The sequence below is a fragment of the Streptosporangium sp. NPDC023963 genome (genome assembly GCF_040639135.1).
Taxonomy (GTDB): Bacteria; Actinomycetota; Actinomycetes; order Streptosporangiales; family Streptosporangiaceae; genus Streptosporangium.
Genome location: NZ_JBEZZK010000002.1, coordinates 247357 through 272631, shown reverse-complemented (window position 1 = coordinate 272631; position 25275 = coordinate 247357). Strand labels below are relative to the sequence as shown.

36 protein-coding genes are annotated in these 25275 nt (G+C 68.1%); 3 read left to right on the top strand and 33 right to left on the bottom strand.

Going from position 1 to position 25275, the window contains the following annotated elements:
* Positions 1–375: 375 nt before the first annotated feature.
* The 3 genes from glmM to rplM form a co-directional block, all read right to left on the bottom strand.
* Positions 376–1731: a phosphoglucosamine mutase gene (glmM, locus tag AB0F88_RS07420; protein WP_362678433.1), complete on the bottom strand. Its 1356-nt coding sequence runs from the start codon at positions 1729–1731 to the stop codon at positions 376–378.
* A 3-nt stretch (positions 1732–1734) separates the two neighbouring features.
* Positions 1735–2256, bottom strand: a complete 522-nt coding sequence (rpsI, locus tag AB0F88_RS07415) for a 30S ribosomal protein S9 (protein ID WP_362678431.1) — start codon at positions 2254–2256, stop codon at positions 1735–1737.
* 69 nt (positions 2257–2325) lie between these two features.
* On the bottom strand, positions 2326–2769 hold the full coding sequence (rplM, locus tag AB0F88_RS07410; protein WP_344746717.1) for a 50S ribosomal protein L13: 444 nt from the start codon (positions 2767–2769) through the stop codon (positions 2326–2328).
* Positions 2770–3342: 573 nt separating this feature from the next.
* On the opposite strand from rplM, the gene AB0F88_RS07405 reads away from it, so the two are divergent.
* From AB0F88_RS07405 to AB0F88_RS07395, 3 genes are all read left to right on the top strand, one after another.
* Positions 3343–4044 (top strand): CAP domain-containing protein, encoded by a 702-nt coding sequence (locus AB0F88_RS07405; RefSeq protein ID WP_362678429.1) that lies wholly within the window; start codon positions 3343–3345, stop codon positions 4042–4044.
* 35 nt (positions 4045–4079) lie between these two features.
* Positions 4080–5018, top strand: a complete 939-nt coding sequence (locus tag AB0F88_RS07400; RefSeq protein WP_362678427.1) for a hypothetical protein — start codon at positions 4080–4082, stop codon at positions 5016–5018.
* A gap of 94 nt (positions 5019–5112) precedes the next feature.
* On the top strand, positions 5113–7491 hold the full coding sequence (locus AB0F88_RS07395) for a hypothetical protein (RefSeq protein WP_362678425.1): 2379 nt from the start codon (positions 5113–5115) through the stop codon (positions 7489–7491).
* On the opposite strand, the gene truA is transcribed toward AB0F88_RS07395, so the two are convergent.
* The 30 genes from truA to rplB all read right to left on the bottom strand — a co-directional run bounded on the left by truA (position 7481) and on the right by rplB (position 25260).
* Entirely contained in the window at positions 7481–8368 is an 888-nt protein-coding gene (gene truA / locus AB0F88_RS07390; RefSeq protein WP_362678423.1) for a tRNA pseudouridine(38-40) synthase TruA, read from the bottom strand. The genes AB0F88_RS07395 and truA overlap by 11 nt on opposite strands.
* A 170-nt stretch (positions 8369–8538) precedes the next feature.
* On the bottom strand, positions 8539–9093 hold the full coding sequence (gene rplQ, locus AB0F88_RS07385; protein ID WP_362678421.1) for a 50S ribosomal protein L17: 555 nt from the start codon (positions 9091–9093) through the stop codon (positions 8539–8541).
* 177 nt (positions 9094–9270) lie between these two features.
* On the bottom strand, positions 9271–10287 hold the full coding sequence (locus tag AB0F88_RS07380; protein WP_089210160.1) for a DNA-directed RNA polymerase subunit alpha: 1017 nt from the start codon (positions 10285–10287) through the stop codon (positions 9271–9273).
* A gap of 100 nt (positions 10288–10387) precedes the next feature.
* Complete coding sequence (gene rpsD / locus AB0F88_RS07375; protein WP_030912875.1) at positions 10388–11014, bottom strand: 30S ribosomal protein S4; 627 nt, start codon at positions 11012–11014, stop codon at positions 10388–10390.
* A 20-nt stretch (positions 11015–11034) separates the two neighbouring features.
* A complete protein-coding gene (rpsK, locus tag AB0F88_RS07370; protein ID WP_012887860.1) occupies positions 11035–11439 on the bottom strand; it encodes a 30S ribosomal protein S11 in 405 nt (134 codons plus the stop codon).
* Between the two features lie 45 nt (positions 11440–11484).
* Positions 11485–11865, bottom strand: coding sequence for a 30S ribosomal protein S13 (gene rpsM / locus AB0F88_RS07365; protein WP_362678418.1), 381 nt, complete (start codon positions 11863–11865; stop codon positions 11485–11487).
* Positions 11866–12075: 210 nt separating this feature from the next.
* Positions 12076–12189 carry a 50S ribosomal protein L36 gene (gene rpmJ, locus AB0F88_RS07360; protein WP_003956441.1) on the bottom strand — a complete coding sequence of 38 codons (114 nt, stop codon included), beginning with the start codon at positions 12187–12189 and terminating at the stop codon, positions 12076–12078.
* A 25-nt stretch (positions 12190–12214) separates the two neighbouring features.
* Positions 12215–12436 (bottom strand): translation initiation factor IF-1, encoded by a 222-nt coding sequence (infA, locus tag AB0F88_RS07355; RefSeq protein ID WP_012887858.1) that lies wholly within the window; start codon positions 12434–12436, stop codon positions 12215–12217.
* 822 nt (positions 12437–13258) lie between these two features.
* The gene (locus AB0F88_RS07350; protein WP_362678416.1) at positions 13259–13741 is read right to left on the bottom strand and encodes a hypothetical protein; all 483 of its coding nucleotides are present in this window, start codon (positions 13739–13741) and stop codon (positions 13259–13261) included.
* 111 nt (positions 13742–13852) lie between these two features.
* Positions 13853–14302 carry a DUF1707 domain-containing protein gene (locus AB0F88_RS07345; RefSeq protein ID WP_362678414.1) on the bottom strand — a complete coding sequence of 150 codons (450 nt, stop codon included), beginning with the start codon at positions 14300–14302 and terminating at the stop codon, positions 13853–13855.
* 32 nt (positions 14303–14334) lie between these two features.
* On the bottom strand, positions 14335–15153 hold the full coding sequence (gene map, locus AB0F88_RS07340) for a type I methionyl aminopeptidase (protein WP_362678412.1): 819 nt from the start codon (positions 15151–15153) through the stop codon (positions 14335–14337).
* Between the two features lie 123 nt (positions 15154–15276).
* Positions 15277–15927 (bottom strand): adenylate kinase, encoded by a 651-nt coding sequence (locus tag AB0F88_RS07335; protein ID WP_362678410.1) that lies wholly within the window; start codon positions 15925–15927, stop codon positions 15277–15279.
* Entirely contained in the window at positions 15927–17246 is a 1320-nt protein-coding gene (secY, locus tag AB0F88_RS07330) for a preprotein translocase subunit SecY (protein WP_362678408.1), read from the bottom strand. The genes AB0F88_RS07335 and secY overlap by 1 nt, the downstream gene beginning before the upstream one ends.
* 179 nt (positions 17247–17425) lie before the next feature.
* Positions 17426–17881 (bottom strand): 50S ribosomal protein L15, encoded by a 456-nt coding sequence (gene rplO, locus AB0F88_RS07325; RefSeq protein ID WP_362678406.1) that lies wholly within the window; start codon positions 17879–17881, stop codon positions 17426–17428.
* Positions 17882–17883: 2 nt separating this feature from the next.
* A complete protein-coding gene (gene rpmD, locus AB0F88_RS07320) occupies positions 17884–18066 on the bottom strand; it encodes a 50S ribosomal protein L30 (RefSeq protein WP_012887849.1) in 183 nt (60 codons plus the stop codon).
* Between the two features lie 3 nt (positions 18067–18069).
* Positions 18070–18702, bottom strand: coding sequence for a 30S ribosomal protein S5 (gene rpsE / locus AB0F88_RS07315; RefSeq protein ID WP_329089955.1), 633 nt, complete (start codon positions 18700–18702; stop codon positions 18070–18072).
* Between the two features lie 73 nt (positions 18703–18775).
* Positions 18776–19159: a 50S ribosomal protein L18 gene (rplR, locus tag AB0F88_RS07310; protein ID WP_344913778.1), complete on the bottom strand. Its 384-nt coding sequence runs from the start codon at positions 19157–19159 to the stop codon at positions 18776–18778.
* 2 nt (positions 19160–19161) lie between these two features.
* Positions 19162–19704, bottom strand: coding sequence for a 50S ribosomal protein L6 (gene rplF / locus AB0F88_RS07305; RefSeq protein WP_344746701.1), 543 nt, complete (start codon positions 19702–19704; stop codon positions 19162–19164).
* A 17-nt stretch (positions 19705–19721) separates the two neighbouring features.
* Positions 19722–20120, bottom strand: coding sequence for a 30S ribosomal protein S8 (rpsH, locus tag AB0F88_RS07300; protein ID WP_329089949.1), 399 nt, complete (start codon positions 20118–20120; stop codon positions 19722–19724).
* Between the two features lie 146 nt (positions 20121–20266).
* On the bottom strand, positions 20267–20452 hold the full coding sequence (locus AB0F88_RS07295) for a type Z 30S ribosomal protein S14 (protein WP_012887844.1): 186 nt from the start codon (positions 20450–20452) through the stop codon (positions 20267–20269).
* A gap of 2 nt (positions 20453–20454) precedes the next feature.
* Positions 20455–21033 (bottom strand): 50S ribosomal protein L5, encoded by a 579-nt coding sequence (rplE, locus tag AB0F88_RS07290; protein ID WP_329089947.1) that lies wholly within the window; start codon positions 21031–21033, stop codon positions 20455–20457.
* Positions 21033–21353: a 50S ribosomal protein L24 gene (rplX, locus tag AB0F88_RS07285; RefSeq protein WP_362678404.1), complete on the bottom strand. Its 321-nt coding sequence runs from the start codon at positions 21351–21353 to the stop codon at positions 21033–21035. The genes rplE and rplX overlap by 1 nt, the downstream gene beginning before the upstream one ends.
* The gene (gene rplN, locus AB0F88_RS07280; protein ID WP_012887841.1) at positions 21353–21721 is read right to left on the bottom strand and encodes a 50S ribosomal protein L14; all 369 of its coding nucleotides are present in this window, start codon (positions 21719–21721) and stop codon (positions 21353–21355) included. Before rplN ends, rplX begins: the two co-directional genes overlap by 1 nt.
* Before the next feature lie 181 nt (positions 21722–21902).
* Complete coding sequence (rpsQ, locus tag AB0F88_RS07275; RefSeq protein WP_326635528.1) at positions 21903–22184, bottom strand: 30S ribosomal protein S17; 282 nt, start codon at positions 22182–22184, stop codon at positions 21903–21905.
* Complete coding sequence (gene rpmC / locus AB0F88_RS07270) at positions 22177–22413, bottom strand: 50S ribosomal protein L29 (RefSeq protein ID WP_030912909.1); 237 nt, start codon at positions 22411–22413, stop codon at positions 22177–22179. The genes rpsQ and rpmC overlap by 8 nt, the downstream gene beginning before the upstream one ends.
* Positions 22413–22832, bottom strand: coding sequence for a 50S ribosomal protein L16 (rplP, locus tag AB0F88_RS07265; RefSeq protein ID WP_030912912.1), 420 nt, complete (start codon positions 22830–22832; stop codon positions 22413–22415). Before rplP ends, rpmC begins: the two co-directional genes overlap by 1 nt.
* A 2-nt stretch (positions 22833–22834) precedes the next feature.
* On the bottom strand, positions 22835–23704 hold the full coding sequence (gene rpsC / locus AB0F88_RS07260; RefSeq protein ID WP_344746699.1) for a 30S ribosomal protein S3: 870 nt from the start codon (positions 23702–23704) through the stop codon (positions 22835–22837).
* Positions 23704–24057, bottom strand: a complete 354-nt coding sequence (rplV, locus tag AB0F88_RS07255; protein ID WP_030912916.1) for a 50S ribosomal protein L22 — start codon at positions 24055–24057, stop codon at positions 23704–23706. The genes rpsC and rplV overlap by 1 nt, the downstream gene beginning before the upstream one ends.
* Positions 24058–24133: 76 nt before the next feature.
* Positions 24134–24412 carry a 30S ribosomal protein S19 gene (gene rpsS / locus AB0F88_RS07250; protein ID WP_012887835.1) on the bottom strand — a complete coding sequence of 93 codons (279 nt, stop codon included), beginning with the start codon at positions 24410–24412 and terminating at the stop codon, positions 24134–24136.
* Between the two features lie 11 nt (positions 24413–24423).
* Positions 24424–25260, bottom strand: coding sequence for a 50S ribosomal protein L2 (gene rplB / locus AB0F88_RS07245; RefSeq protein WP_329089941.1), 837 nt, complete (start codon positions 25258–25260; stop codon positions 24424–24426).
* Between the last annotated feature and the right edge of the window lie 15 nt (positions 25261–25275).

The window sequence follows — 25275 nt, the reverse complement described above, 5'->3', positions numbered from 1 at the left end:
CCGCCTGATCGGGAATGCCGCCGAGAACAGCGAGAAGCGAAAGCACGGCGCGGCACCCCTTCGATCGATCACGATGTCGGCGGCCTCGCGCCGCGTGGGCATCGTGACGACCGGAGCGGCCGGATGGCCGCCGGGGCTTGTCGCCATTCGGCACGATGAGCGGTTTCCTGGAGGGAACCCCTCCTCAACCACTAAAAGTGTCTGATCAACGACTCAGAGTGTCAATCAATGCGAAGTGTGGCGTGGCGTCGGACAAGCTGGACACAACGGGCCGTGAGCACGAGACGCATCAAGCGCGGCAAAACGGGTGCTACGCGGGCCGCGCACATGACAAAGCACGGCCCGCACCAAAAGTGCGGGCCGTGCTTCGATCGTTCAGACGCAGGCCGTGCGGACGACGTCGGCCAGCCTGCCGGCCAGCTGCTCGGCCTGTTCCGCCGAGGCGGCCTCGACCATGACGCGGATCATCGGCTCGGTGCCGCTGGGCCGGATCAGCACGCGCCCGGTCTCTCCCAGCTCCGACTCCGCGGCGCTGACCGCGGCGGCCAGCTCCGGAGCCGAGGCCTTGGACCGGTCGACGTCCTTCACGTTGACCAGGACCTGCGGCAGGCGGGTCATCACCGAGGCCAGCTCGGCCAGCGACTTCTTCTCCCGCGCCACGACCGCCAGCAGGTGCAGCGAGGTCAGCAGGCCGTCCCCGGTGGTGGCGTGGTCGAGCATCAGGACGTGGCCGGACTGCTCGCCGCCGAGGTTGTAACCGCCGGCCCTCATGGCCTCCAGGACGTAGCGGTCGCCCACGGCGGTCTCGACGACGTCGACACCGGCGTTCTTGAGCGCGATCTTGAAGCCCAGGTTGGACATGACCGTGGCCACCACGGTGTCGCCGACCAGCGTCCCCTCGGCGCGCATGGCCATGGCCAGCACCGCCATGATCTGGTCGCCGTCGATGATCTCACCGGTGTGCGAGACGGCCAGGCAGCGGTCCGCGTCGCCGTCGTAGGCGATGCCCACGTCCGCGTTGCGGGAGACCACGATCTGCTGGAGCTTGTCCAGGTGGGTGGAGCCGACCCCCGCGTTGATGTTGAGACCGTCGGGGCGCGCCCCGATCGTCTCCACGGTGGCTCCGGCCCGCAGCAACGCCTCGGGAGCCACCATGTGGGCGGCGCCGTGGGCGCAGTCGAGGACCACGTTCAGGCCGTCGAGACGGCCGTTCACGGTGGACAGCACGTGGGACACGTAGCGGTCGGCCTCACCGTACGCCTCGCGTACGCGGCCGACCGAGGCACCGACAGGACGCTCCCACTTCTCGCCGAGCCGCTGCTCGATCTCGTTCTCCACCGCGTCGGGCAGCTTGTAGCCGCCTCGGGTGAGGAACTTGATCCCGTTGTCGGGGGCGGGATTGTGGGAGGCGGAGATCATCACGCCCATGTCGGCTCTGAGAGCCGTCGTCAGGTAAGCGACCGCCGGGGTGGGCAGCACGCCGAGCCGGAGAACGTCCACACCAGACGACGCGAGGCCGGCGACCACCGCGGCCTCCAGGAATTCTCCTGAAGCCCGAGGGTCCCGGCCCACGACGGCGACGGGACGGCCCCGCCGCCCGACGCTGGTACTGAACGCCCCGGCATCGCCGAGGACATGAGCCGCGGCCACGGACAGGTCCATGGCGAGCTCGGCCGTGAGGTCGCGTCCGGCGACCCCACGTACCCCGTCGGTGCCGAAAAGGCGCCCCAACGCTTAACGCTTGCTGTACTGCGGAGCCTTGCGGGCCTTCTTGAGGCCGTACTTCTTGCGCTCGGTGGCGCGGGCGTCACGGGTCAGGAAGCCGGCCTTCTTCAGCGGCGGGCGGTTGACCTCGACGTCCAGCGCGGTCAGCGCGCGGGAGAGACCCATGCGCAGGGCACCGGCCTGGCCGGTCACGCCGCCGCCGTTGATGCGGGCGATGACGTCGAACTGCTCCTCGGCACCGAGCACCACGAAGGGCTCGTTGACGATCTGCTGGTGGACCTTGTTCGGGAAGTAGTTCTCAAGCGTACGACCGTTGATCGTCCACTTGCCGGTGCCCGGCACGATGCGGACGCGGGCCACGGACTCCTTGCGGCGGCCCGTGCCGTACGAGTTGCCGGTGGTGATGGGCTTGCGGACGGCGACGTCGCCGCTGGCGGTGGACTCGGAGGTGTACTCGGAGGGGAACTCCTCCGCGGAGTACGACTCCTGCTCGGCCTCGACGGGCGTCTCGACACCGGTGGACTCAGCCACGGTTCTCCTCTAACTTTCCTACTCGGCGTCGGCCATCGGCCAACGCTGCTGGCGACAAGCAGCTAGTGACTACTGGGCGATCTGAGTGAGCTCGAAAGACACCGGCTGCTGCGCCTGGTGCGGGTGCTCGGAACCGGCGTAGACCTTGAGCTTCTTGATCATCTTCCGGCCGAGGGCGTTCTTGGGCAGCATGCCCTTCACGGCCTTCTCGACGGCGCGGTCGGGACGCTTGTCCATGAGCTCGCCGTAGGTCATGGAGCGCAGACCGCCCGGGTAGCCCGAGTGGCGGTAGGCCTTCTTCTGCTCAAGCTTGTTACCGGTCAGCGCGACCTTGTCGGCGTTGATGACGATGACGAAGTCACCGGTGTCGACGTGGTTGGCGAAGGTCGGCTTGTGCTTACCGCGAAGCAGGATCGCGACGTGGCTGGCCAGCCGGCCAAGCACGATGTCGGTGGCGTCGATGATGTGCCACTGACGCTCGACTTCGGCAGGCTTGGGTGTGTACGTGCGCACGGTCGTATGCCTTCTTTGGTCGCGTCTTCGGCGCTGTCGGAGAGGACAGCAACATGGTCGGTAGGTGCGGGCACACGACAGCCCGGACCTTCCGTCTCCAGGAAAAGAGGAGATGACGCCGGACGCGCCGCGTATCGGTCTGCAAGAGGAGACCAATTCGCACACAACGAACTAGCAGGATACCGGCACGGGAGAGTGCTTGCAAAACGACATGACTCTCCGCCGGTACCCCCTGCAGTCTACCCGCCCGGGGGCGGTGCCCGGGAACCGCCACTCGGGACGACGGGATCCGACGGCCGCGCAAGGCGCCGTCACCAGGGCGGGAACCCGGCGGCGCGGCCTCTCCCCGTATCCCCGGGGAAGGGCGTCGGCATCTCCGGGGAAGGACGCCTACGTCTCCGGGGAAGGACCGCCGGACGGCGATCTCGGGACCGCCGCTCCAAAACCTTCACGGAACGGTTCCAACATGTTCTCAGCATTCCCTTCTTCCTCACCGCAAACATCCCTATCTTTGATAGCGGTATGTGGCAGCTTCCTCACCCCGGGCATACCCAGCGAGCGCGCCTGCGTCGCATGGGGGTGTTCGCGTGCCTGCTGGCGGTTCTGCTGGTCGGCTTCATCATCGGCCGGGGCAGCCGCGACGGGAACGTCGCGGACCAGATCTACCTCAACGACACCGGGCCGACGAGGCCCGCGCCCAGCGGCGCCCTGGCCGGACAGGTCGAGCGCGCCCCGCTCGCCCGGGTCGCCCGCGCCTCCGCCGCCCCCACCGCCCCCCAGGACCGGCGCCCGCGCCCCACCCCGAGCGCCGACGCGCCGACCGGCGGCTCCGGCAAGGACGGCCCCTCCCGCTACCTGCTCAACGGCGACGGCGGCGACGGCGCCACCTCCGTCCTCGGCGCGATGGAGCGCGAGGTCGTCCGGCTCGTCAACGTCGAGCGCAGGCGGGCCGGGTGCGCGCCGCTCAGGATCGACAGGCGGCTGACCGCCTCGGCCAGGAGGCACTCGGCCGGCATGGCGGCCGCGGGAAGCCTCTCCCACAACTCCGCCGACGGCACGTCCCCCTGGGAGCGGATGGAGGCCACCGGCTACCGCGACGGCGGCGCGGAGAACATCGGGCGCGGCTACACCTCTCCCGACGAGGCGGTGCGCAGCTGGATGGGGACCAGCGGCCACCGGCGCAACATCCTCAACTGCGAGCTCACGGCCACCGGAGTCGGGGCCTTCCAGGGTCCCGACGGGCCCTGGTGGACCCAGGACTTCGGATACTCCTGAGCCGACAGGCTCCGATACCGGGCTACGCTCGGCGCATGGGTTTTCCCGTGGAGCCGCCGCGCCGCCAGCCTTACAACCGGCCTGACGCGTCGCCGCCCGCACAGGGCCAGCACTGGTTCGACGCCTCGCCGAACAACCGCGCCGCCGAACCCCCCCAGGAGGCCTCCCGGCCCACCGGGCCGCGGGAACGCCCCACGGAACCGTCCGGGGAACGGCCTCGCCGGGAGATGTGGAGCCCGTACGACGAGGGTCCCCGTTCACGCCGCCCGATCTTCATCGCGGCCGGGGCGTTCGCCGCGCTGGTCGCCGCGGGCATCGGCCTGGCCGTGCTGGCCAACTCCGACCCCGACCCGGTGCCCGGCGCGACGAGCCCCACCGCCGAGGCTCCCCTCATCCCGCCCGCCGACACCGCGGAGGGCAAGTTCGGCTTCGCCACCTCCCGCGCCGGCGACCCGCACCTTCTCACCCTGAACGAGGTGTTCAAGCGCAAGAAGGTGAAGATCGGCGGGCAGACCTACCTGATGACCACGCGCAGGACCGACAAGAAGTGCGACAAGGCGGTGGTCGGGGAGAAGCTCCAGAAGGCCCTCACCGCGGCCAAGTGCAACCAGCTCCTGCGGGCCAGCTTCCGCGACGCCTCAGGGAAGATCATCGGCACCGTGGGAGTCGCCAACCTCAAGACGTCGGCGGGGGCGTCCAAGGTCGTCTCGGTCGGCTCCGGCAAGGAGCGGGAGGAATACCTCAAACCGCTGCCAGGTAAGGATAAGGTCACCAAACTTCTCGGCACCGGTGAGGCGTTCGTGGGCGAGTGGCGCCACGGGCACTACGCGGTGATGGTCTGGTTCCAGTACAAGGACGGCCACCTGCCGAAGAAGACCGAGGTCAAGAAGCTGAACCAGGCGGCCTTCGGCGCGGCGGACGCGACCGTCACCCCCGCCCTGGAGGCGCGATCACTGACCGGAAAACGCCCTTGACCATGGGGTCATAACGGCGTTTTACGGCATGAATCCGGCAGACGATACGGCCATACCCGCATGACGATCTCCGGCTGTCGCTAGGCTGCGTCGTATGCGTGGCCAGGAATCCGGGTCCGAGCACCAACGTGAAGCCGAGGGTTCGGCAGCACCGGCGACGCCGCCGCCGAGTTTCGGCCAGCCCTCGCCCCACGTGCTGCGGACCGATCTCACAGGTGACGAGCAGCCCCACAGCCCTCCGGCGTGGCCGGAGGTGACCCCCGGGGCGGCTCAGCCATGGACGGTCCCCGGCGACGGGACCCCCTACGACTGGTACGCCCAGCCGGAGGCCGACCCGCCCGCCCCCTGGCCCGGCCCCTCGCACGCCGCGCCGCGGCCGGAGCCGCTCCCTTCCCCGGAACCCTCCGGCCCCCCGCGGCCCGGGTCCTCCTCCGATCCCGCCGGGCCCGGGTTCCCGCCCGGCCCCTCGGGGAGCGCTCGGCCGGATCTCCCCTCCGAGCTCTCAGGTCCGCGGCCCGGGTTCCCGCCCGCTCCCTCGGGCCCCACCTGGTCGGAGTTCTCCCGGCCCAATCCGGTCCCGCCGGCCCCTCCGGCGTGGATCGACTCCCCCACGCCCCCGGAGCCCTCCCCTCCCGCCTGGCCGGCCCCACCGGCCCAGGGCGACCCCTCGGGCCCGTCCTGGCCCGGCGCCCCCACCCCGGACACGAACTCCCCGGCCTGGCCGCCCCCGCTCCGGGACGAGGCCACCTCACCCGCCTGGCCGACGGAACCGGCCGCCCCTTCGCGGCCCGGCGGGATCGGCGAGGGCGGGCCCCACGAGCACGGGGATTCCGCGCCGCGAAGCGACCAGCCGCTGTCCACCGCGCCCATCGTGCCGGGCGCACCGCCCTGGCAGCCGCCGCCCGCCTTCACGGCCGCGGCCGCGGGCATGCAGGTCTGGCCCTCGTCCGGGCAGGAGGCCCCCTGGCCCGCCGCGACCGGCGAGCCGGTGTGGACCGACCCCGAGGAGAGCGCCGCCCGCCCGGGAGAGCCCGGCGACGTCGCCGTGTGGCCGCCGGACGCCGCCCCCCGTCAGGAGCCGGGTGAGAGCGGCGACACCACGGTCGACGTCCGCGCCACCGGGCCCGTCGCGCCGGGGCATCCCGAGCGGGGAGACCTCCTGGACGACGGCCCCGGCCTCGCACCCCGGCAGGACCCGCCCGCCCCGCAGTTCCCCCCTCAGCAGGCTTCCGCGCCTCCGCAGGGCTCCCCTCAGCAGGCTCCCGCGCCCCCGCAGGGCTCCCCTCAGCAGGCTCCCGCGCCCTCACCGGCCGGCCCGCCGGACGAGACCCCTCCCGTCCTTTCCGGTCCCGCTCCGGCGGTTGTGCCCCCTACGTCCCCCACATCCGCGCCCGTGGCACAGCCCGTCACCCAGCCCGCCGCACGGCCGGGACCGGAGCCGGTCTCGCCGGTGCCCGCGCCTCCCCTCGACCAGGCCGCCCGCGACCGGACACCGTCCCAGGCCGCCGATCCCGGCCCGGAGGCCGCGCAGCCCTTCCCCTCCTCGGACCAGGCGACCCCGCCGGGCGGCATCCCCGTCGTCACCGGCGTCGCCCCGCCGTTCCCGGTCCTCCCGCCCCCGCCGGCGACCTCCGCGCCGGCGGGCGAGCCGACGGCGGTCCTCGGGTCCGGACCGGCGACGACGCGCGGGGCGTTCACCCCGCTCTCGGCGTTCACCCCCGAGCCCCCGCCCCCTCCCCCCGCGCCGGCCCGCAGCAGGGCGAGCACGACGCTGATCGCGGCCGTGGTCGCGGTCGTGGTGGTCGGCATCGGCACCGGCGCCTTCTTCGCCTACCAGTCGTTCAGCGCCAAGCAGTCGGCGAACGCGACGGACCCGATTCCCAGCTCCGGAACCCTCGACCCCACCGACGACCTGGACATCACCGGCGAGCCGGAGCCGATCAACACCACGATGCTCAACTCCGAGAAGACCGACCCGGGCACGATGACCGTGGCCGCCGCCTTCGGCAAGAAGGTGTCCGTGGCCGGGACGACGTTCACCAGGGTCAAGACCGACGTCACCGAGCAGTGCCACAAGGCCGCGTCCGGCAAATTCGCCGGCACCCTGCGCAACCAGGAGTGCCGCCGGGTGCTGCGGGCGACGTACGTGGACAGCAAGCGGCGGTACGCCGTGACCACGGGGATCGCCGTGCTGCCCACCCGCGAGTCCGCGGTCGCGGCCGACAAGGCCAAGAACCTCGGCAGCAACCTCTGGTTCCGCGGCCTGCCCTCGGCCGCCGGCACGGGCGGCGAGCGGGTGCACATCGCGGGCGGCTACGCGGCCGGGATGGTGTGGGGCCGCTACATCGTGTTCAGCTACGCCACCTTCAGCGACGGGCACACGCCGACCGCCAAGGAGAAGGGCCTGGGCAAGGTCAGCGGCGCCTTCCGCGACCAGACCGCGAAGGTCGTGGAGCGCCGCGTCACGAGCTGAGCGTCCGCACCCGGCGGGTCTCCGCGGCCCGCCGGGCGAGCTCCTCGGCGCCGGGATAGCGCACCTCCTCCAGGCAGAGCCCGTGCGCGGGCGCGACGTGCACCCCCGAGTCCCGTACGGCCCTCGCCAGCACCCCGCCCGGCCAGTCGACCGGGAGCCGCCCCTCGCCGACGGGCAACAGCGATCCGACCAGCGCCCGGACCATGGAGTGGCAGAACGCGTCGGCCGTCACCGTCGCGACGACGAGCCCGTCCTCGCGGGCCCAGTCGAGCCGCTGGAGCTCGCGGATCGTGGTCGCGCCCTCGCGTTTCTTGCAGAACGCGGCGAAGTCGTGCTCGCCGAGGAGCGCGGCGGCGGCCTCGTTCAGCCTGTCCACGTCGAGGGGCCTGTTGTACCAGACGACCTCGCGGCGCCGGAGCGGGTCGACCCCGCCCGGGGCGTCGGAGATCCGGTAGGCGTACCGCCTCGACAGCGCCGAGAACCGCGCGTCGAAGCCCTCAGGAGCCACCGTGACGAGACGCACACGCACATCGGGCGGCAGGACCCCGGCGAGCCTCCTGCGCATGGCAGAGAGCCTCTCGGCGAGCTCCGCCGCGGATCCCGGCTCCGGGCCCTCGCCCTCGGCCGCCCCCCGGCGGCCGCGGCCGTCCAGCGCGCCGAGCGCTCCGGGGTCCAGGTCGACGTGGGCCACCTGACCGCGGGCGTGCACGCCCGCGTCGGTCCGCCCGGCCACGGTCAGCGCCGGGGGCTCGGCGAGCCGCAGGATCCTGCCGAGCGCCTCCTCGATCTCCCCCTGGACCGTCCGCCGCCCGGGCTGCTTGGCCCAGCCGGAGAAGTCGGTGCCGTCATAGGCGAGATCCAGCCTCAGCCGTACCACGATGGTTCCTTTCTGGAACTCTCACGGGCTCACGTGTTCACGTGGCCCCCGGGCCTCCCGGGCATTCCCGGGAGAGCGTCCGGAGACCTTCCGGGAGACCGCCTGGAGAACGGAAAGGGCCCGGCGCCCCCGCTGAGGAGGTGCCGGGCCCGTTCACGGGGCCTGAGAGATCAGGCGTTGTCCTTCTTGGCCTCGGTCTCCTCGGCGGGAGCCTCGGTCGTCTCCTCGGAGGCCTTCGTCTCCTCGGTGGTCTCGGCCTTGGCCTCGTCGGCCTTGGTCTCCTCGACCTCGGCCTCCTTGGTCTCCTCCGCCTTGGGCGCGGTGGCCTGGGCGGCGGCCGGGGTCTGGCCGACCTTGACCGCGTTCAGCGGCTCGGACACCAGCTCGATCACGGCCATGGGGGCGGCGTCGCCCTTGCGGAGGCCGATCTTGGTGATCCGGGTGTAGCCGCCGGGACGCTCGGCGAAGGTCGGGGCGATCTCGGTGAAGAGGTGGTGGACGACGCTCTTGTCCTTGACGATCGTCAGCACCTGGCGACGGTTGTGCATGTCGCCCTTCTTCGCCTTGGTGATCAGCTTCTCCGCCACCGGACGCAGACGCTTCGCCTTGGCCTCGGTGGTCTTGATCCGGCCGTGCTGGAACAGCTGGGTGGCGAGGTTCGCCAGGATCAGCCGCTCGTGGGCCGGGCTGCCGCCGAGACGGGCACCCTTGGTGGGCCTAGGCATAACGTTCTCCTTGGGAGTAAACCCGCCCCGGCCGTACGAGGTACCGGGGTCGGGCCGGGGGCCGGAGGGCCCCCGTCATCGTGAAACTCGGTGACACCGGAGGTGACGAGGGTCACCCGGTGTCGCGGGACGCCCGCGAGACGCCGTGAGGCGTGACGCCGTGGGACGTCCCGGAACTCAGTACTGCTCGGTCTCGACGTAGGCGCTGTCGTCGTCGTCGTAGCCGCCGCCGGCCACCGCGCTCGGGTCGAACCCGGGCGGGGAGTCCTTGAGCGCGAGCGTCATCTCGTGCAGCTTCTGCTTGACCTCTTCGATGGACTTGGCACCGAAGTTCCTTATGTCGAGAAGGTCCTGCTCGCTGCGGGCCACGAGCTCACCCACGGTGTGGATGCCCTCGCGCTTGAGGCAGTTGTAGGAGCGGACCGTGAGGTTCAGCTCCTCGATCGGCAGCGCCAGGTCGGCGGCGAGGGCCGCGTCCGTCGGCGACGGGCCGATGTCGATGCCCTCGGCCTCGACGTTCAGCTCGCGGGCGAGACCGAACAGCTCGACGAGGGTCTTACCGGCGGAGGCCACCGCGTCGCGGGGCTTCATGCACGGCTTGGTCTCGACGTCCAGGATCAGACGGTCGAAGTCGGTGCGCTGCTCGACTCGGGTCGCCTCGACCTTGTAGGTGACCTTGAGCACCGGGGAGTAGATGGAGTCGATCGGGATGCGGCCGATCTCCTGGCCCGGCTGCTTGTTCTGCGCGGCGGAGACGTAGCCGCGACCGCGCTCGACGGTCAGCTCCATCTCCAGCTTCGCCTTGCCGTTCAGGGTGGCGATGCGCAGCTCGGGGTTGTGCACCTCGACACCGGCCGGGGGCGCGATGTCGGCGGCGGTGACGTCACCGGGGCCCTGCTTGCGCAGGTACATCACCACGGGCTCGTCGTGCTCGGAGGAGACGACCAGGTCCTTGAGGTTCAGGATGATGTCGGTGACATCCTCCTTGACGCCCGGCACGGTGGTGAACTCGTGCAGCACACCCTCGATGCGGATGCTGGTCACGGCCGCGCCCGGGATGGACGACAGCAGCGTGCGGCGCAGCGAGTTGCCGATGGTGTAGCCGAAACCCGGCTCCAGCGGCTCGATGATGAACTTGGACCGGGTCTCCTCGAGGGACTCCTCAAGGAGGGAGGGACGCTGAGCGATCAGCATGGTGAGATCTCCCTTGCATGGCGGCGCCCGCTATTTGACGCCGCTCGAACAACAGCATAGGTGCCGTACGGCGAATCGCCGCACGGCACCTGAAGAGCCGCTACTTGGAGTAGAGCTCGACGATCAGCTGCTCCTGGACCTGGGTGTCAATCTGCTGACGGACCGGGAGCTGGTGGACCAGGACGCGCAGCGCGTCCGGGACGACGCCCAGCCACGCCGGGTACGTCTTGTCACCGGCGGTGGCGCGGGCCACCTCGTAAGGCAGGAGGTTGCGCGACTTCTCGCGGACCTCGACGATGTCGTGCTCGCGCACGCGGTACGACGGGATGTCGACCTTCTTGCCGTTCACCAGGATGTGGCCGTGACGGACCTGCTGGCGGGCGGCGTCGCGCGACTCCGCGAAACCGGCGCGGTAGACCACGTTGTCGAGACGGCTCTCCAGGATCTGGAGGAGGTTCTCGCCGGTCTTGCCGGTCTTGCGGTTGGCTTCCTCGTAGTAGTTGTGGAACTGCTTCTCGAGGACGCCGTAGATGCGGCGGGTCTTCTGCTTCTCACGAAGCTGGAGCTGGTACTCAGACTCCTTGGGACGGCCGCGGCCGTGCTCACCCGGCGGGTAAGGACGGATCTCGATGGGGCACTTCGCGGACTCGCACTTCTTGCCCTTGAGGAAGAGCTTGGTCTTCTCCCTGCGGCAGAGCTTGCAGTCCGCACCCGTGTAACGAGCCATTTTCTATCTTCTCCTGGGCGTCAGACGCGACGGCGCTTGGGCGGACGGCAGCCGTTATGCGGCACGGGGGTGACGTCCTGGATGGACCCGACCTCGAGGCCGGTCGCCTGCAGCGACCGGATCGCGGTCTCACGGCCGGAGCCGGGGCCCTTGACGAAGACATCGACCTTGCGCATGCCGTGCTCCATGGCGCGGCGGGCGGCGTTCTCCGCGGCCATCTGCGCCGCGAACGGGGTGGACTTACGGGAGCCCTTGAACCCGACGTGGCCGGCGCTGGCCCAGGAGATCACGTTCCCACTCGGGTCGGTGATCGAGACGATCGTGTTGTTGAACGTGCTCTTGATGTGGGCGTGCCCGTGAGCGACGTTCTTCTTTTCCTTGCGGCGCACCTTCTTGGGTGCACCCTGGCGGCTCTTAGGAGGCATTCTTTGCCTTCACTCCTGAGGTCTTCGGTCCTGCGGCTACGCGGACTACTTCTTACCGGGCTTCTTCTTGCCGGCCACGGTCTTCTTCTTGCCCTTACGGGTGCGTGCGTTGGTCTGCGTGCGCTGACCGTGCACGGGAAGGCCACGGCGGTGCCGAATGCCCTGGTAGCACTGAATCTCGATCTTGCGACGGATGTCGGCCTGAACTTCGCGACGGAGGTCACCCTCGATCTTGTAGTTCGCCTCGATGTAGTCGCGCAGCGGCACCAGCTCTTCGTCGGTCAGCTGGTGAACCCGCAGGTCGCCGTTGACGCCGGTGGCCTGAAGGGTTTCGAGCGCACGAGTGCGGCCGATTCCGAAAATGTAGGTGAGAGCGATCTCCAGCCGCTTGTCGCGGGGGAGGTCTACACCAACCAGGCGAGCCATGGTCGGGCATTCTCCTTCGTTATGGCGGAGGTCCTGCGCCTCACTTCCCCTCCCCATGCCCGGGGTGAGGGCCCCGGCCTCCGACCGGGGGTCTCCTGCGGGGTACGGCGCGAGCCGCCGACGCAGGTGTGAGACACGATTACGTGAAAGCCCCACATGGATCGAGTCCGCCTCTTAGGAGCGGACTCTCACGGGGCCTTGTTGGAGCGACTAGCCCTGACGCTGCTTGTGGCGCAGGTTGTCGCAGATCACCATGACGCGACCGTGCCGGCGAATCACCTTGCACTTGTCACAGATCTTCTTGACGCTCGGCTTGACCTTCATAGTCCTATTCGTCCCTCAGACGCGCTTACTTGTATCGGTAGACGATCCGCCCACGACTGAGGTCGTAGGGGCTCAGTTCGACGACAACCCTGTCGTCAGGAAGGATCCGGATGTAGTGCATCCGCATCCGCCCGCTGATGTGGGCCAGGACCTTATGGCCGTTGTCGAGTTGCACCCGGAACATCGCGTTCGGGAGCGACTCAACCACAGTGCCCTCGATCTCGATGGCGCCGTCTTTCTTGGCCATGTCCCTCGCGTTTCACTGATCGGTCGTCTGAGGCTTCGGAACACTAAGCAGCCGCGACCCAGCGCTTCGATGAGAGCGGCGGTTGCGAAACCGCCGATGCGCAATGGTCATAGTGAACCGAAGAAGGAGTGTACGGCACCGGGCGAGGAAATGCGAAACACACGGCCGGTACCTTGACACAACCGCTACAAAGGATACCGCAGATCCCGAGCGGGACGGACGGCACGGCTCGACGCGCGAATACTCGTCCGCCCATTGTGGCATGTCCGGCCAGGTCAGGCCAGCATCCCGGCGTCCACTCCCCGCTCCTGGTCCGCCGCCGGCCCGTTCCCCGTCCGCCCTGACCCTCCCCCGATACGCCGCCGTCCCGCTCCCGGCCGTTCCCCGTCAACCCCGGCCCTCCCCCTGTGCACCACCGGCCCGCTCCCAGTCCGCTCCCGGCCTGTTCCCGTCCGCCCCGGTCCGCGCGGCGGGGCTCCATCCGGGTGATCGCCTCCGTCAAGACCATCCGGCAGGACCCCCGGGGCAGGGAGCCCGCATGAGCGTCCCCGTCGCTCCGTCGTCCCGTCGCCCCTCGGCACCGGGGAACCCCTGGCACCGGAAAACCCCGGGCACCGGAAAGCCCCCCGGCGACCCGGCGCCGGGGGGCTTGCTCGACCAACCTTATCGATCAACGTTTCCCGATCGACTTCTCTCGGCCGACGCTTCTCGACCAACACCCTTTGATCAACACCTCTCGGCCAACGTCCCGCCGAAGGGCCCCCGCCCCCACCGGATGACCTTGACCACTCGGACCGTCCCCCCGGAAGGCGTGGGGAGGGATCAGAAGGCGTCACCCCAGCGGCCGCAGTCGTCGAACTTGTTGCCGCCCTCGCAGACCCGGATCTTGAAGTCGTCGAAGCCGTTGCTCTTCTTGAACCCGCCGAACTTGTTGAAGCCGGAGTTGCCGAAGGTGCTGAACACCTTGCTGTGCGAGCCGAACTTGTCGTGCCACTTGAACCACACGTAGCTGCGCTGGCGGTCGCGGTCGCGGTCGAACAGGTTGCCGTAGAACCAGTAGCGGCCGCCGCTGCTGGTCCAGTAGCCCTTGAAGTAGGAGCGCTTGCCGAAGCTCTCGCCACCGCCGAAGCCCGAGTAGTAGGGGCCGAAGAAGTGCTTGCTCGACGTCTGCGCCTCCTGGACCGCGACGGCGGACCCGGCCGGTGCCTGCGAGGCCGAGGCCATCGCCGACGGGGCGGCGAGGACACCCGCGGCCAGCGAACCTGCCAGCGCCGCTCCGACCAGGGCTGTACGGATCTTGCTCATCGAATCTTCCTCCTGTGAACCGGGGTCCGGCTGTCCGGACACCGCTCACGTTATGAAGATTCAATCCCTCCTTCTGCGGAGGAATGCACACTCAACGCCCAGCGTGCACTATTACGGGTTCCTTCCCCGCCCCAGGACCGTGGCGATCGTCGTCACCAGCAACACCACGCCCCACGGGCCCATGACCCACAGGGGCCACGGGTACGGGAAGTCGTCGCCGGTCGCCCCGACGATGAGCCAGATCATCCAGTTGATGCCGCTGGCCATCGCCCAGACGGACCAGGCGGCCGCCAGACCCTTGTCCTGCGCGCCCTTCACGCTGCTCGCCTTGACGCGCTCAGGGGCCCGGGAAGGGGCCTCGGGGAGGCGGCGCAGGTCGACGTCGGGAAGGTCGGAGGTGAGGACGGCGAGCTCGCCGTACGTCTTGCTGGTGTAGAGCTGTTCGAGGCGCTCGTCGAACTCCTCCGTGGTCAGTCGGCCCTGGGCGTAGTGCTCCCTCAGGACCGAGGCGACCTTGTCGCGATCTCCGTCGGAGGCTCGCATCTCCGGACCAGCCGCCATGTCAACCACATCCGCTCGCCGGCGGGCACGAATCAGCCCGCGTCTCCCAACAGGTCGGCAAGCCGCTCTTTCCCCCCGTCAAGGGCGGTCAATACCCAAGGTCCATTATGTGTCACGGCAACGCTGTGTTCGAAGTGTGCGGAGACCTTTCCGTCGATCGTGACCACGGTCCAGTCGTCGGCCAGCACCTTGGTCCGGTCCGTCCCGAGGTTGACCATCGGCTCGACGGCGAAGCACATGCCCGGCTCGAACTTCGGGCCCCGGCCGGGCTTGCCGTGGTTGGCCACCCACGGGTCCATGTGCATCTCGGTGCCGATGCCGTGGCCGCCGTACTCCTGCGGGATGCCGTAGCGCCCCTGGGAACGGACGTACTTTTCCACCTCGTGCCCGATGTCGGACAGATGGCGGCCCACGGTGAGCGCGGCGATGCCCCGCCACATGGCCTCCTCGGTGACCCGCATCAGCTCGGTCAGCTTGGGATCCACCTCGCCGATCGGGACCGTGATGGCCGAGTCGCCGTGCCAGCCGTCCAGGATGGCGCCACAGTCGATCGAGATGATGTCGCCCTCCTTCAGCGGGCGGCGGTCACCCGGGATGCCGTGGACGACCTCGTGGTTGACCGAGGCGCAGATCGTCGCGGGGAAGCCCTGGTAGCCCTTGAAGGAGGGGATCGCCCCCTCGTCCCTGATGGCCTTCTCCGCGATCGCGTCCAGGTCCAGGGGCGTCATGCCCGGCTGGACGCTCTCCCGCAGGAGCTGCAGGGTACGGCCGACCACGAGGCCCGCCGCCCGCATCTTCTCCACCTGCTCGGGCGTCTTGATCTGGATTCCATGCTTGTTCTTCTTGAACACGTGCACACCCCCTGGGGTGGTTCAACGGGCGGTCCGGGAGCCCAATTCCCCCGATTCTGCCCTAAATGACAGCACGCCACCCATGAGAAACCCATGGGTGGCGTGCTCGGTGCTATCGCTTCGCTAGCCGATGAAGGGGTTCAGAGCCTCCATCGCGCGCTGGGTGACCTCTTCCACCGGACCGGTGGCGTCCACGCCGACCAGGATCCCCTCGTCGGCGTAGAAGGAGACCAGGGGAGCGGTCTGCTCCTGGTAGACCTCCAGGCGGTGCCTGACGGTCGCCTCCTTGTCGTCGTCCCGCTGGTACAGCCGGCCGTTGCAGGCGTCGCAGACGTCGTCCTTCTTGTCATCGAAGTCGACATGCCAGATGCGACCGCACTGGCTGCAGGTCCGGCGTCCCGCGAGCCTGCGGACGACCTCCTCGTCATCGACCACGAGCTCCAGGACGATGTCCAGACCGACCTCGAACTCGGCGAGGATCTTCTTCAGGATCTCGGCCTGGGGCACGTTCCTGGGGAAGCCGTCGAGCAGGAAACCGTCCTGCGCGTCCTTCTCGGCGAGGCGGTCGCGGACCATCGCGATGGTGACCTCGTCGGGCACGAGGTCGCCGCGGTCCATGTATTCCTTGGCAATCTTGCCGAGCTCCGTGCCGCCCGAGACGTTGGCGCGGAAGATGTCACCTGTCGAAATCTTCGGGATCGACAGGTTCGATGCGACGAACTGGGCCTGTGTCCCCTTACCCGCTCCGGGGGGCCCGACCAGGACGAGGCGCACTACTTCAGGAAGCCTTCATAGTTGCGCTGCTGCAGCTGGCTCTCGATCTGCTTCACGGTGTCGAGGCCGACACCAACCATGATCAGAATGCTCGTCCCTCCGAACGGGAAGTTCTGACTCGCGCCGACGAGCGCCAGCGCGACGATCGGCACCATGGAGATCAGGCCCAGATACAGCGCGCCGGGAGCGGTGAGTCGCGTGAGCACGTAGTTCAAGTACTCAGCCGTCGGGCGACCCGGGCGGATGCCCGGGATGAACCCACCGTACTTCTTCATGTTGTCGGCGACTTCAACGGGGTTGAAGGTAATCGACACGTAGAAGTACGTGAAGAAGACGATAAGCAGGAAGAAGGTGATCATGTACGTCGGGGTGGTCCCGCCGCCGCCGAACTCCTGCGAGATCCACTGGATGATCGGGTGCGGCTCCTCCTGGGTGTTCGAGAAGAGCGTCGTGATCAGCTGCGGAAGGTAGAGCAGCGAGGAGGCGAAGATGACCGGGATGATGCCGGCCTGGTTGACCTTCAGCGGGATGTAGGTCGACGTCCCGCCGTACATCCTGCGGCCGACCATGCGCTTGGCGTACTGCACCGGGATCCGGCGCTGCGCCTGCTCCACCATCACGACCAGGGCGATCATCGCGATACCGACGACGATGACCACGGCGAAGACGAAGGCGCCCTTCTGGCGGGCGATGTTCAGCAGCTCGGACGGGAAGACCGCGATGACCTGCGTGAAGATCAGGATGGACATGCCGTTGCCGATGCCGCGGTCGGTGACCAGCTCGCCCAGCCACATGACGACGGCGGTGCCGGCCGTCATGGTCAGCACCATCGTGACGATGGCGAAGACGTTGTCCTTGTCGAGGAGGATCTCCTCGCGACACTGCGGGAACAGCTGGCCGCTGCGGGCCAGGGCCACGAAGGCGGTCGACTGCAGCACGGCCAGGCCGACCGTCAGGTAACGGGTGTACTGCGTGATCTTGGTCTGTCCGGCCTGTCCCTCCTTCTTGAGGGCTTCCAGGCGCGGGATGACCACGACGAGCAGCTGAAGAATGATGCTCGCGGTGATGTACGGCATGATGCCGAGGGCGAAAACTGAAAGTTTCAGAAGGGCGCCGCCGCTGAACAGCTGCACCATTCCGTAGATGTTGCCCGCGTCCCCCGCCTGCGCCTGGGTGAGACAACGGCTGATGTTCTCGGTATGCACACCCGGAGTCGGCAGGACCGACCCAAGTCGGAACAGCGCGATGATGCCCAAAGTGAAGAGCAACTTCTTACGCAGGTCCGGCGTACGGAACGCTCGGGTAAATGCGGTCAGCACGGTCCCTCCTGCGCGCCTGAAAGGCGAGGTCGGTCAGCGATGGTGCGGGGGTGTTCCATCTTTGCCATATCCAGTCAATGAGCCCAAGGAAATGAGTCGAGGCCCACTGTCCAGCGAACTCTAACGCACTACGGGCGCGGGAGCCCATTACGAGCCCCCGCGCCGCGTGATGATAACGCCTACAGCTCGGAGACGGAGCCCCCGGCAGCGGCGATCTTGTCCTTGGCCTTGGCCGAGAAGGCGTGCGCCTCCACGTTCAACGCCACGGAGATGTCACCGGTTCCCAGAACCTTGACGAGCTGGTTCTTGCGAACCGCGCCCTTGGCGACGAGCGTGTCGACGGTGACGTCGCCGCCGTCGGGGAACAGCTCGCCGAGCCTGTCAAGGTTGACGACCTGGTAGGTCGTCTTGAACAGGGCGTTGGAGAAGCCCTTGAACTTGGGGAGGCGCCGCTGCAGCGGAACCTGGCCACCCTCGAAGCCGAGCGGGACCTTGTTCCTGGCCCTCGTGCCCTTGGTACCACGACCCGCCGTCTTGCCCTTGGACGCCTCGCCGCGGCCCTTGCGGACCTTCGACTTGTTGGCGCCGGGGGCCGGACGCAGGTGGTGGATGCGGAGCGGAGTGTTCTCTGCCATGTCTAGTCGACCTCTTCCACGGTGACGAGGTGCGTCACCACGGTGACCATGCCGCGGATCTCCGGGCGGTCCTCCTTGACAACGACGTCGCCGATTCGCTTCAGACCGAGCGAGCGCAGCGAGTCACGCTGGTTCTGCTTGCCACCGATCTTGGAACGGACCTGGGTAATCTTCAGGCGTGCCATGGACTAGCTCACCGCCTTCGCGGCCGCGGCCTCCGCGAGACCCTCGGCGCGAGCCTTGAGCATCCGCTTGGGGGCGACGTCCTCGATCGGGAGACCACGGCGGGCCGCGATCTCCTCGGGGCGGCTGAGGCCCTTCAGGGCCGCCACCGTGGCGTGCACGATGTTGATCGGGTTGTCCGAGCCGAGCGACTTGGACAGCACGTCGTGGATACCGGCGCACTCCAGCACGGCGCGCACCGGGCCACCGGCGATGACGCCGGTACCGGGCGAGGCCGGACGCAGGAAGACGACGCCCGCGGCCTCTTCACCCTGCACGATGTGCGGGATGGTGCCCTGGATGCGGGGCACCTTGAAGAAGTGCTTCTTGGCCTCTTCGACACCCTTGGCGATCGCCGCGGGCACTTCCTTGGCCTTGCCGTAGCCGACGCCGACCATGCCGTTGCCGTCACCGACGATGACGAGGGCGGTGAAGCTGAAGCGACGACCACCCTTCACGACCTTGGCCACTCGGTTGATCTTCACAACGCGCTCGATGTACGAGACGCCCTTGTCAGCGTTTCCACCGCGGCGATCGTCACGACGACCGTCACGCCGCTCGCCACCGGCGGCGCCACCGCGACGCGGAGCTCCAGCCATTAGTGGTTCCTCTTCTCATTCGTAAGACGGGCCATCGGGTGCGATCCTGGATTGCGATCCTGGGACGGAGTCATCAGAACTCCAGTCCGCCTTCGCGTGCGCTGTCTGCCAGCGCCGCGATGCGGCCCGCGTAGCGGTTGCCACCCCGGTCGAACACGACCGCGGTGATCCCGGCTGCCTTGGCCCGCTGAGCGAGAAGCTCGCCGACCTGCTTGGCCTTGTCGGTCTTGGCGCCCTCCGCCGAGCGCAGGGAGGCGTCCATGGTGGACGCGCTCACCAGCGTGTGGCCCTGGGTGTCGTCGACGATCTGCACGAAGAGGTGCTTCGTGGAGCGGTTGACGACCAGGCGCGGACGCGTGGCCGTACCGGCCACCTTCTTGCGGACTCGGCCGTGGCGGCGGGCCCGCGAGACGGCGCGGGCGGCCGTGTGCTTGCCGAACGCAGTCTTGCCAGCCATGCCTACTTACCAGCCTTTCCGACCTTGCGGCGGATAACTTCACCCTGGTAGCGCACGCCCTTGCCCTTGTACGGGTCGGGCTTGCGCAGCTTGCGGATGTTCGCGGCGATCTCGCCGACCTTCTGCTTGTCGATGCCGTCCACGTGGAACAGCGTCGGCCTCTCGACGCGGAAGGTGACACCCTCGGGGGCGTCGACGATCACCGGGTGGCTGAAGCCGAGAGCGAACTCGAGCTGAGTCGGGCTCTTGGCCTGCACGCGGTAACCGACGCCCACGATCTCCAGGGTCTTCGAGTAACCCTGGGTAACACCGGTCACCATGTTGGCGACCAGGGTGCGGGACAGGCCGTGCAGCGCACGGACCTTGTTCTCGTCGTTGGGGCGGGTGACGTTCAGGTTGCCGTCGTCACCCTTGGCGATCGCGATGGGCTCCGCGACCGTGTGTGAAAGCGTGCCCTTGGGACCCTTGACCGTGACGTCCCGGCCGTCGATGGCGACGTCCACTCCGTTCGGTACGGGGATGGGCAGCCGTCCGATTCTTGACATGCTGTTCGTTCTCCCCTCTACCAAACGAAGGCGAGGACTTCCCCGCCCACTCCACGCTTGCCGGCCTGCTTGTCCGTCATGAGACCGCCGGACGTCGAGATGATCGCGACGCCCAGTCCGCCCAGGACTCGGGGCAGGTTGTCCTTCTTTGCATAAACCCGCAGGCCGGGCTTGGAAACCCGGCGCAGGCCCGCGAGGGACCGCTCACGGGTCGGCCCGAACTTCAGCTCCACCACGAGGTTCTTTCCGACCTTGGCGTCTTCGACGCTCCAGGACTGGATGTAACCCTCCTGCTGGAGGATCTCGGCGATGTGCGCCTTGATCTTCGAGTACGGCATCGCCACACTGTCGTGGTACGCCGAGTTCGCGTTTCGCAGACGCGTCAGCATGTCTGCGATCGGGTCCGTCATCGTCATGGCCGGTGGCCTTCCTCACCGCGGTTTCCACAGGGGACCTACGGTGCGGTCATGGGCGCCTGTAGGCGGCGCCCGGTGAATACGACTTCTATGTGCGGCCGGTGCCTCGCGCGGGCCCGTGATCGCTCACGGGGCCGCGCGGAGGGCTACCAGCTCGACTTGGTGATGCCGGGCAGCTCGCCCCGGTGCGCCATCTCGCGGAAGCAGATGCGGCACAGGCCGAACTTCCTGTAGACGGCGCGGGGACGACCACAGCGCGAGCACCGAGTGTACGCCCGGACCTCGAACTTGGCCTTACGAGCAGCCTTGACCTTGAGCGACGTCTTCGCCATGATCAGGCCTCCTTGAACGGGAATCCGAGCTGCTTCAGCAGCGCCCGGCCCTGGTCGTCGGTCTTAGCGGTGGTCACGACCGTGATGTCCATACCACGCTGGCGGTCGACCTTGTCCTGGTCGATCTCGTGGAACATGACCTGCTCGGTGAGACCGAAGGTGTAGTTCCCGTTGCCGTCGAACTGCTTGGGCGACAGACCGCGGAAGTCACGGATGCGGGGCAGCGCCAGCGAGAGCAGCCGGTCGAGGAACTCCCACATGCGGTCACCGCGAAGCGTGACGTGCGCGCCGATCGGCATGCCCTCGCGCAGCTTGAACTGGGCGATGGACTTGCGGGCGCGGACGACCGCCGGCTTCTGGCCGGTGATCACGGTGAGGTCGCGGACGGCGCCTTCGATGAGCTTCGAGTCACGCGCGGCCTCGCCGACGCCCATGTTCACCTTGATCTTGGTGATGGTGGGCACCAGCATGATGTTCTCGAACTCGAACTGCTCGTTCAGCTTCGCGATGATCTCTTCGCGGTAGCGCTGCTTGAGGCGCGGGAGGGCCCGCTGTCCGGTCTCGGTGGTGTTCGCGGTCATCAGTTGTCCTCACCCGTCTCCTCGGAAGCGGCCTTGGCCGACTCCTTCTTGGCGGGCTTGTCGTCCTTGGCAGGCTTCTCATCCTTGAGCTTCTTGACGTTGCTCACGTGGATGGGAGCCTCCATGGTCTGCACGCCACCGGTCTTGGCGCCGCGCGGACCCTGGTTGGTCTCCTTGGCGTGCTTCTTGACCAGGTTGACGCCCTCGACCACCACACGCTCGTCGCGCGGGTGGGCGGCGATCACACGGCCCTTGGCACCCTTGTCCTTGCCGGCGATGACCAGGACGAGGTCACCCTTCTTCACATGAAGCTTCGGCATTACAACACCTCCGGCGCGAGCGAGATGATCCGCATGAACTTCTTGTCACGCAGCTCACGTCCGACGGGACCGAAGATGCGGGTGCCCCGGGGGTCGCCACTGTCCTTGATGATGACGGCGGCGTTCTCGTCGAAGCGGATGTAGGAACCGTCGGGACGGCGGCGCTCCTTGACAGTGCGGACGATGACGGCCTTGACCACATCGCCCTTCTTCACGGTGCCGCCGGGGATGGCGTCCTTGACCGTGGCGACGATGATGTCACCGATTCCCGCGTAGCGCCGGCCCGAGCCACCGAGCACACGGATGCAAAGGACTTCCTTCGCACCGGTGTTGTCGGCGACCTTGAGCCGCGACTCCTGCTGGATCACTTGAACTCCTGTTTGTCTCGCTGGTTCTCACCCGTGGGTGAGCCTTGCGGAACCTGATGGGTCTTTTTCCCCCGGCGACAGCCCTTCTCAGGACCGCCACCGCAGGCGGGGCGAAGATCGCTTCGCCCCCTTGGACGCCGTCGTGGGGGGTGACGGTGTCACCCCCCACGAGGCGCGTTGCCTACTTGGCCTTCTCGAGGATCTCGATGACCCGCCAGCGCTTGCTGGCGGACAGCGGCCGGGTCTCCATCAGGAGGACACGGTCGCCGACACCGCAGGTGTTGGCCTCGTCGTGCGCCTTGTACTTGGTCGTCCTACGGATGACCTTGCCGTACAGGGGGTGCTTGACGCGGTCCTCGACAGCGACCACGACAGTCTTGTCCATCTTGTCACTGACGACCAGACCCTCACGGGTCTTGCGGTAGTTCCGCGTCTCGGTCGTGGTTTCCGTGGCCTCAGCCATCGATCGACTCCTTCTCTACCGTGACGATTCCGAGCTCCCGCTCGCGCATCACGGTGTAGATACGGGCGATCTCGCGGCGGACGGCACGCAACCGCCCGTGGCTCTCCAACTGGCCGGTCGCTGCCTGGAAGCGGAGGTTGAACAGCTCCTCCTTGGCTTCCTTCAGCTTCGTGACCAGGGTGTCCTGGTCTTCCACCCGCAGCTCACCGGCGGTCAGGCCCTTAGCCATCACGCCTCACCCACTTCACGCTTGACGAACCGGCACTTCATCGGCAGCTTGTGCATCGCACGACGCAGGGCTTCGCGAGCCACCGGCTCGGCGACACCCGAAAGCTCGAACATGATGCGGCCGGGCTTGACGTTGGCGATCCACCACTCCGGCGAACCCTTACCGGAACCCATGCGGGTCTCGGCGGGCTTCTTCGTGAGGGGGCGGTCCGGATAGATGTTGATCCAGACCTTTCCGCCACGCTTGATGTGACGGGTCATCGCGATACGAGCCGACTCGATCTGGCGGTTGGTCACGTAGGAGTGCTCAATCGCCTGAATGCCGAACTCGCCGAACACGACCCTGGTGCCACCCTTGGCGGCTCCGTGACGGTCGGGCCGGTGCTGCTTGCGGTGCTTGACCCTGCGCGGGATCAGCATGGTCAGCTCCCTTCAGCACCCGGCTGCGCAGCCGGGCCGGTCTCGGGGGCAGCCTGCGAGGCCGCCTCGTTCCTGGGGGCGGAGGCGCGGTCGCCACGGCCGGCACCGGCGCCACGACGGGCGCCACCGGCGCCGCCGCCACGACGGGGACGGTCGCCGCCACCGGCACCGGGGCCACGACGGTCGTCGCGGTCACGACGCTGGCCGGCACGAGCACCGGCGGCGGCCGCCTCGCGCTCGGCGCGGCTGGTCGGAGCCTCACCCTTGTAGATCCACACCTTCACGCCGATGCGGCCGAAGGTGGTACGGGCCTCGTACAGGCCGTAGTCGATGTCCGCGCGGAGGGTGTGCAGGGGCACGCGGCCCTCGCGGTAGAACTCCGAACGGGACATCTCGGCGCCGCCGAGACGACCGGAGCACTGCACCCGGATGCCCTTGGCGCCGCTCTTCATCGCCGACTGCATCGCCTTGCGCATGGCACGGCGGAACGAGACACGGCTGGACAGCTGCTCGGCCACACCCTGGGCGACGAGCTGAGCGTCGATCTCAGGGTTCTTGACCTCGAGGATGTTCAGCTGGACCTGCTTCTTGGTCAGCTTCTCGAGGTCACCGCGGATCCGGTCCGCCTCGGCGCCGCGGCGGCCGATGACGATGCCCGGACGGGCGGTGTGAATGTCGACCTGTACCCGGTCGGTGGTCCGCTCGATCTCCACCTTGGAGATGCCGGCCCGCTCCATGCCCTTCTTGAGCATGCGGCGGATCGCCACATCCTCGGCAACGTACGACTTGTAGAGCTTGTCGGCATACCACCGGCTCTTGAAGTCGGTCGTGATGCCGAGGCGGAACCCGTGCGGGTTAACCTTCTGACCCACTAGCGGGTCCTCCCCTTCGGCTCGCGGGACTCCACGATCACGGTGATGTGGCTGGTCCGCTTGTTGATCCGATAGGCACGACCCTGAGCACGGGGACGAAACCGCTTCAGCGTCGGGCCCTCGTCGACCCAGGCACGGCTCACGAAGAGCGTGTCACGGTCGAGCTTGAAGTTGTGCTCCGCGTTGGCAATGGCGCTCGAGAGCACCTTGTACACGGTCTCGCTCGCCGACTGGGGAGCGAACTGCAGCACGGCCTGCGCCTCCGAAGCGGGCAGCCCGCGAATGAGGTCCACCACACGGCGGGCCTTCATGGGCGTGTGGCGCGCGAACCGCGCCTGAGCCCTGGCTTCCATCGCTTACTCCTCTTACCCTTCGTTTTGGTCGAGTCCGTTTCGCCCGGTGAGGCTTGACGTCCTCGTCCTGAGGCGCTTATCGCCGGCTGCGGCGGTCTTCCTTGACGTGGCTGCGGAAGGTTCGCGTGGGAGCGAACTCACCGAGCTTGTGGCCGATCATCGACTCGGTGACGAACACCGGGACGTGCTTACGGCCGTCGTGAACGGCGATCGTGTGACCAAGCATGTCGGGCACGATCATGGAGCGCCGCGACCACGTCTTGATGACGTTTTTGGTGCCCTTCTCGTTCTGGACATCCACCTTCTTCTGAAGGTGGTCGTCCACGAAGGGACCCTTCTTAAGGCTACGTGGCATTTTGGCTGCTCCTACCGCTTCTTCCGCTTGGTACGACGGCGGATGATCAGCCGGTCGCTGGCCTTGTTCGCCGCACGGGTACGTCCCTCGGGCTTGCCCTTGGGGTTGACGGGGTGACGACCGCCGGAGGTCTTACCCTCACCACCACCGTGCGGGTGGTCGACCGGGTTCATCGCGACACCGCGAACGGTGGGGCGCTTGCCCTTCCACCGCATACGGCCGGCCTTGCCCCAGTTGATGTTGGCCTGCTCGGCGTTGCCGACCTGGCCGATCGAGGCCCGGCAGCGGACGTCGACCTGGCGCATCTCACCGGAGGGCATACGCAGCGTGGCGTACTGGCCCTCCTTGGCGAGGAGCTGGATCTGCGCGCCGGCGGACCGGCCCAGCTTGGCGCCACCGCCCGGACGGAGCTCCACCGCGTGGATGAAGGTACCGGTCGGGATGTTGCGCAGCGGGAGGCAGTTGCCCGGCTTGATGTCGGCCGTGGGGCCGTTCTCGATGTTGTCGCCCTGCTTGAGGCCGGTGGGGCAGAGGATGTAGCGCTTCTCCCCGTCGGCGTAGTGCAGCAGCGCGATGCGGGACGTGCGGTTCGGGTCGTACTCGATGTGAGCGACCTTGGCCGGGATCCCGTCCTTGTCGTGACGCCGGAAATCGATGATCCGGTAGGCGCGCTTGTGGCCACCACCCTGGTGACGGGTGGTGACTCGGCCGTGGACGTTACGGCCACCCTTGCTGTGCAGGGGTGCAAGCAGCGACTTCTCGGGCGTGCTGCGCGTGATCTCGGCAAAGTCCGAGACGCTGGCGCCGCGGCGACCCGGGGTCGTCGGCTTGAGTTTACGGATGCCCATCTTTTTCGTTCATCC

What these genes read in the sequence shown, in the direction of transcription:
- rpsQ (WP_326635528.1), bottom strand. Translation starts at nt 22,184, where the DNA reads ATGGCTGAGGCCACGGAAACCACGACCGAGACGCGGAACTACCGCAAG.
- rpmC (WP_030912909.1), bottom strand. Translation starts at nt 22,413, where the DNA reads ATGGCTAAGGGCCTGACCGCCGGTGAGCTGCGGGTGGAAGACCAGGAC.
- rpsM (WP_362678418.1), bottom strand. Translation starts at nt 11,865, where the DNA reads ATGGCTCGCCTGGTTGGTGTAGACCTCCCCCGCGACAAGCGGCTGGAG.
- rplE (WP_329089947.1), bottom strand. Translation starts at nt 21,033, where the DNA reads ATGACCGCGAACACCACCGAGACCGGACAGCGGGCCCTCCCGCGCCTC.
- rplR (WP_344913778.1), bottom strand. Translation starts at nt 19,159, where the DNA reads ATGGCTGGCAAGACTGCGTTCGGCAAGCACACGGCCGCCCGCGCCGTC.
- rplX (WP_362678404.1), bottom strand. Translation starts at nt 21,353, where the DNA reads ATGCCGAAGCTTCATGTGAAGAAGGGTGACCTCGTCCTGGTCATCGCC.
- rpmD (WP_012887849.1), bottom strand. Translation starts at nt 18,066, where the DNA reads ATGGCACGCCTGAAGATTACCCAGGTCCGTTCCAAGATCGGTGGCAAG.
- rplO (WP_362678406.1), bottom strand. Translation starts at nt 17,881, where the DNA reads ATGGCAGAGAACACTCCGCTCCGCATCCACCACCTGCGTCCGGCCCCC.
- AB0F88_RS07295 (WP_012887844.1), bottom strand. Translation starts at nt 20,452, where the DNA reads ATGGCGAAGACGTCGCTCAAGGTCAAGGCTGCTCGTAAGGCCAAGTTC.
- rpsD (WP_030912875.1), bottom strand. Translation starts at nt 11,014, where the DNA reads ATGGCTCGTTACACGGGTGCGGACTGCAAGCTCTGCCGCAGGGAGAAG.
- AB0F88_RS07345 (WP_362678414.1), bottom strand. Translation starts at nt 14,302, where the DNA reads ATGGCGGCTGGTCCGGAGATGCGAGCCTCCGACGGAGATCGCGACAAG.
- rpsH (WP_329089949.1), bottom strand. Translation starts at nt 20,120, where the DNA reads ATGACGATGACGGACCCGATCGCAGACATGCTGACGCGTCTGCGAAAC.
- AB0F88_RS07395 (WP_362678425.1), top strand. Translation starts at nt 5,113, where the DNA reads ATGCGTGGCCAGGAATCCGGGTCCGAGCACCAACGTGAAGCCGAGGGT.
- rplV (WP_030912916.1), bottom strand. Translation starts at nt 24,057, where the DNA reads ATGGAAGCCAGGGCTCAGGCGCGGTTCGCGCGCCACACGCCCATGAAG.
- AB0F88_RS07350 (WP_362678416.1), bottom strand. Translation starts at nt 13,741, where the DNA reads ATGAGCAAGATCCGTACAGCCCTGGTCGGAGCGGCGCTGGCAGGTTCG.
- rpsK (WP_012887860.1), bottom strand. Translation starts at nt 11,439, where the DNA reads ATGCCTCCTAAGAGCCGCCAGGGTGCACCCAAGAAGGTGCGCCGCAAG.
- rplP (WP_030912912.1), bottom strand. Translation starts at nt 22,832, where the DNA reads ATGCTGATCCCGCGCAGGGTCAAGCACCGCAAGCAGCACCGGCCCGAC.
- rplQ (WP_362678421.1), bottom strand. Translation starts at nt 9,093, where the DNA reads ATGCCTAGGCCCACCAAGGGTGCCCGTCTCGGCGGCAGCCCGGCCCAC.
- infA (WP_012887858.1), bottom strand. Translation starts at nt 12,436, where the DNA reads ATGGCCAAGAAAGACGGCGCCATCGAGATCGAGGGCACTGTGGTTGAG.
- rplF (WP_344746701.1), bottom strand. Translation starts at nt 19,704, where the DNA reads ATGTCAAGAATCGGACGGCTGCCCATCCCCGTACCGAACGGAGTGGAC.
- rpsS (WP_012887835.1), bottom strand. Translation starts at nt 24,412, where the DNA reads ATGCCACGTAGCCTTAAGAAGGGTCCCTTCGTGGACGACCACCTTCAG.
- rpmJ (WP_003956441.1), bottom strand. Translation starts at nt 12,189, where the DNA reads ATGAAGGTCAAGCCGAGCGTCAAGAAGATCTGTGACAAGTGCAAGGTG.
- AB0F88_RS07405 (WP_362678429.1), top strand. Translation starts at nt 3,343, where the DNA reads ATGGGGGTGTTCGCGTGCCTGCTGGCGGTTCTGCTGGTCGGCTTCATC.
- AB0F88_RS07380 (WP_089210160.1), bottom strand. Translation starts at nt 10,287, where the DNA reads ATGCTGATCGCTCAGCGTCCCTCCCTCCTTGAGGAGTCCCTCGAGGAG.
- rplB (WP_329089941.1), bottom strand. Translation starts at nt 25,260, where the DNA reads ATGGGCATCCGTAAACTCAAGCCGACGACCCCGGGTCGCCGCGGCGCC.
- AB0F88_RS07400 (WP_362678427.1), top strand. Translation starts at nt 4,080, where the DNA reads ATGGGTTTTCCCGTGGAGCCGCCGCGCCGCCAGCCTTACAACCGGCCT.
- rpsE (WP_329089955.1), bottom strand. Translation starts at nt 18,702, where the DNA reads ATGGCTGGAGCTCCGCGTCGCGGTGGCGCCGCCGGTGGCGAGCGGCGT.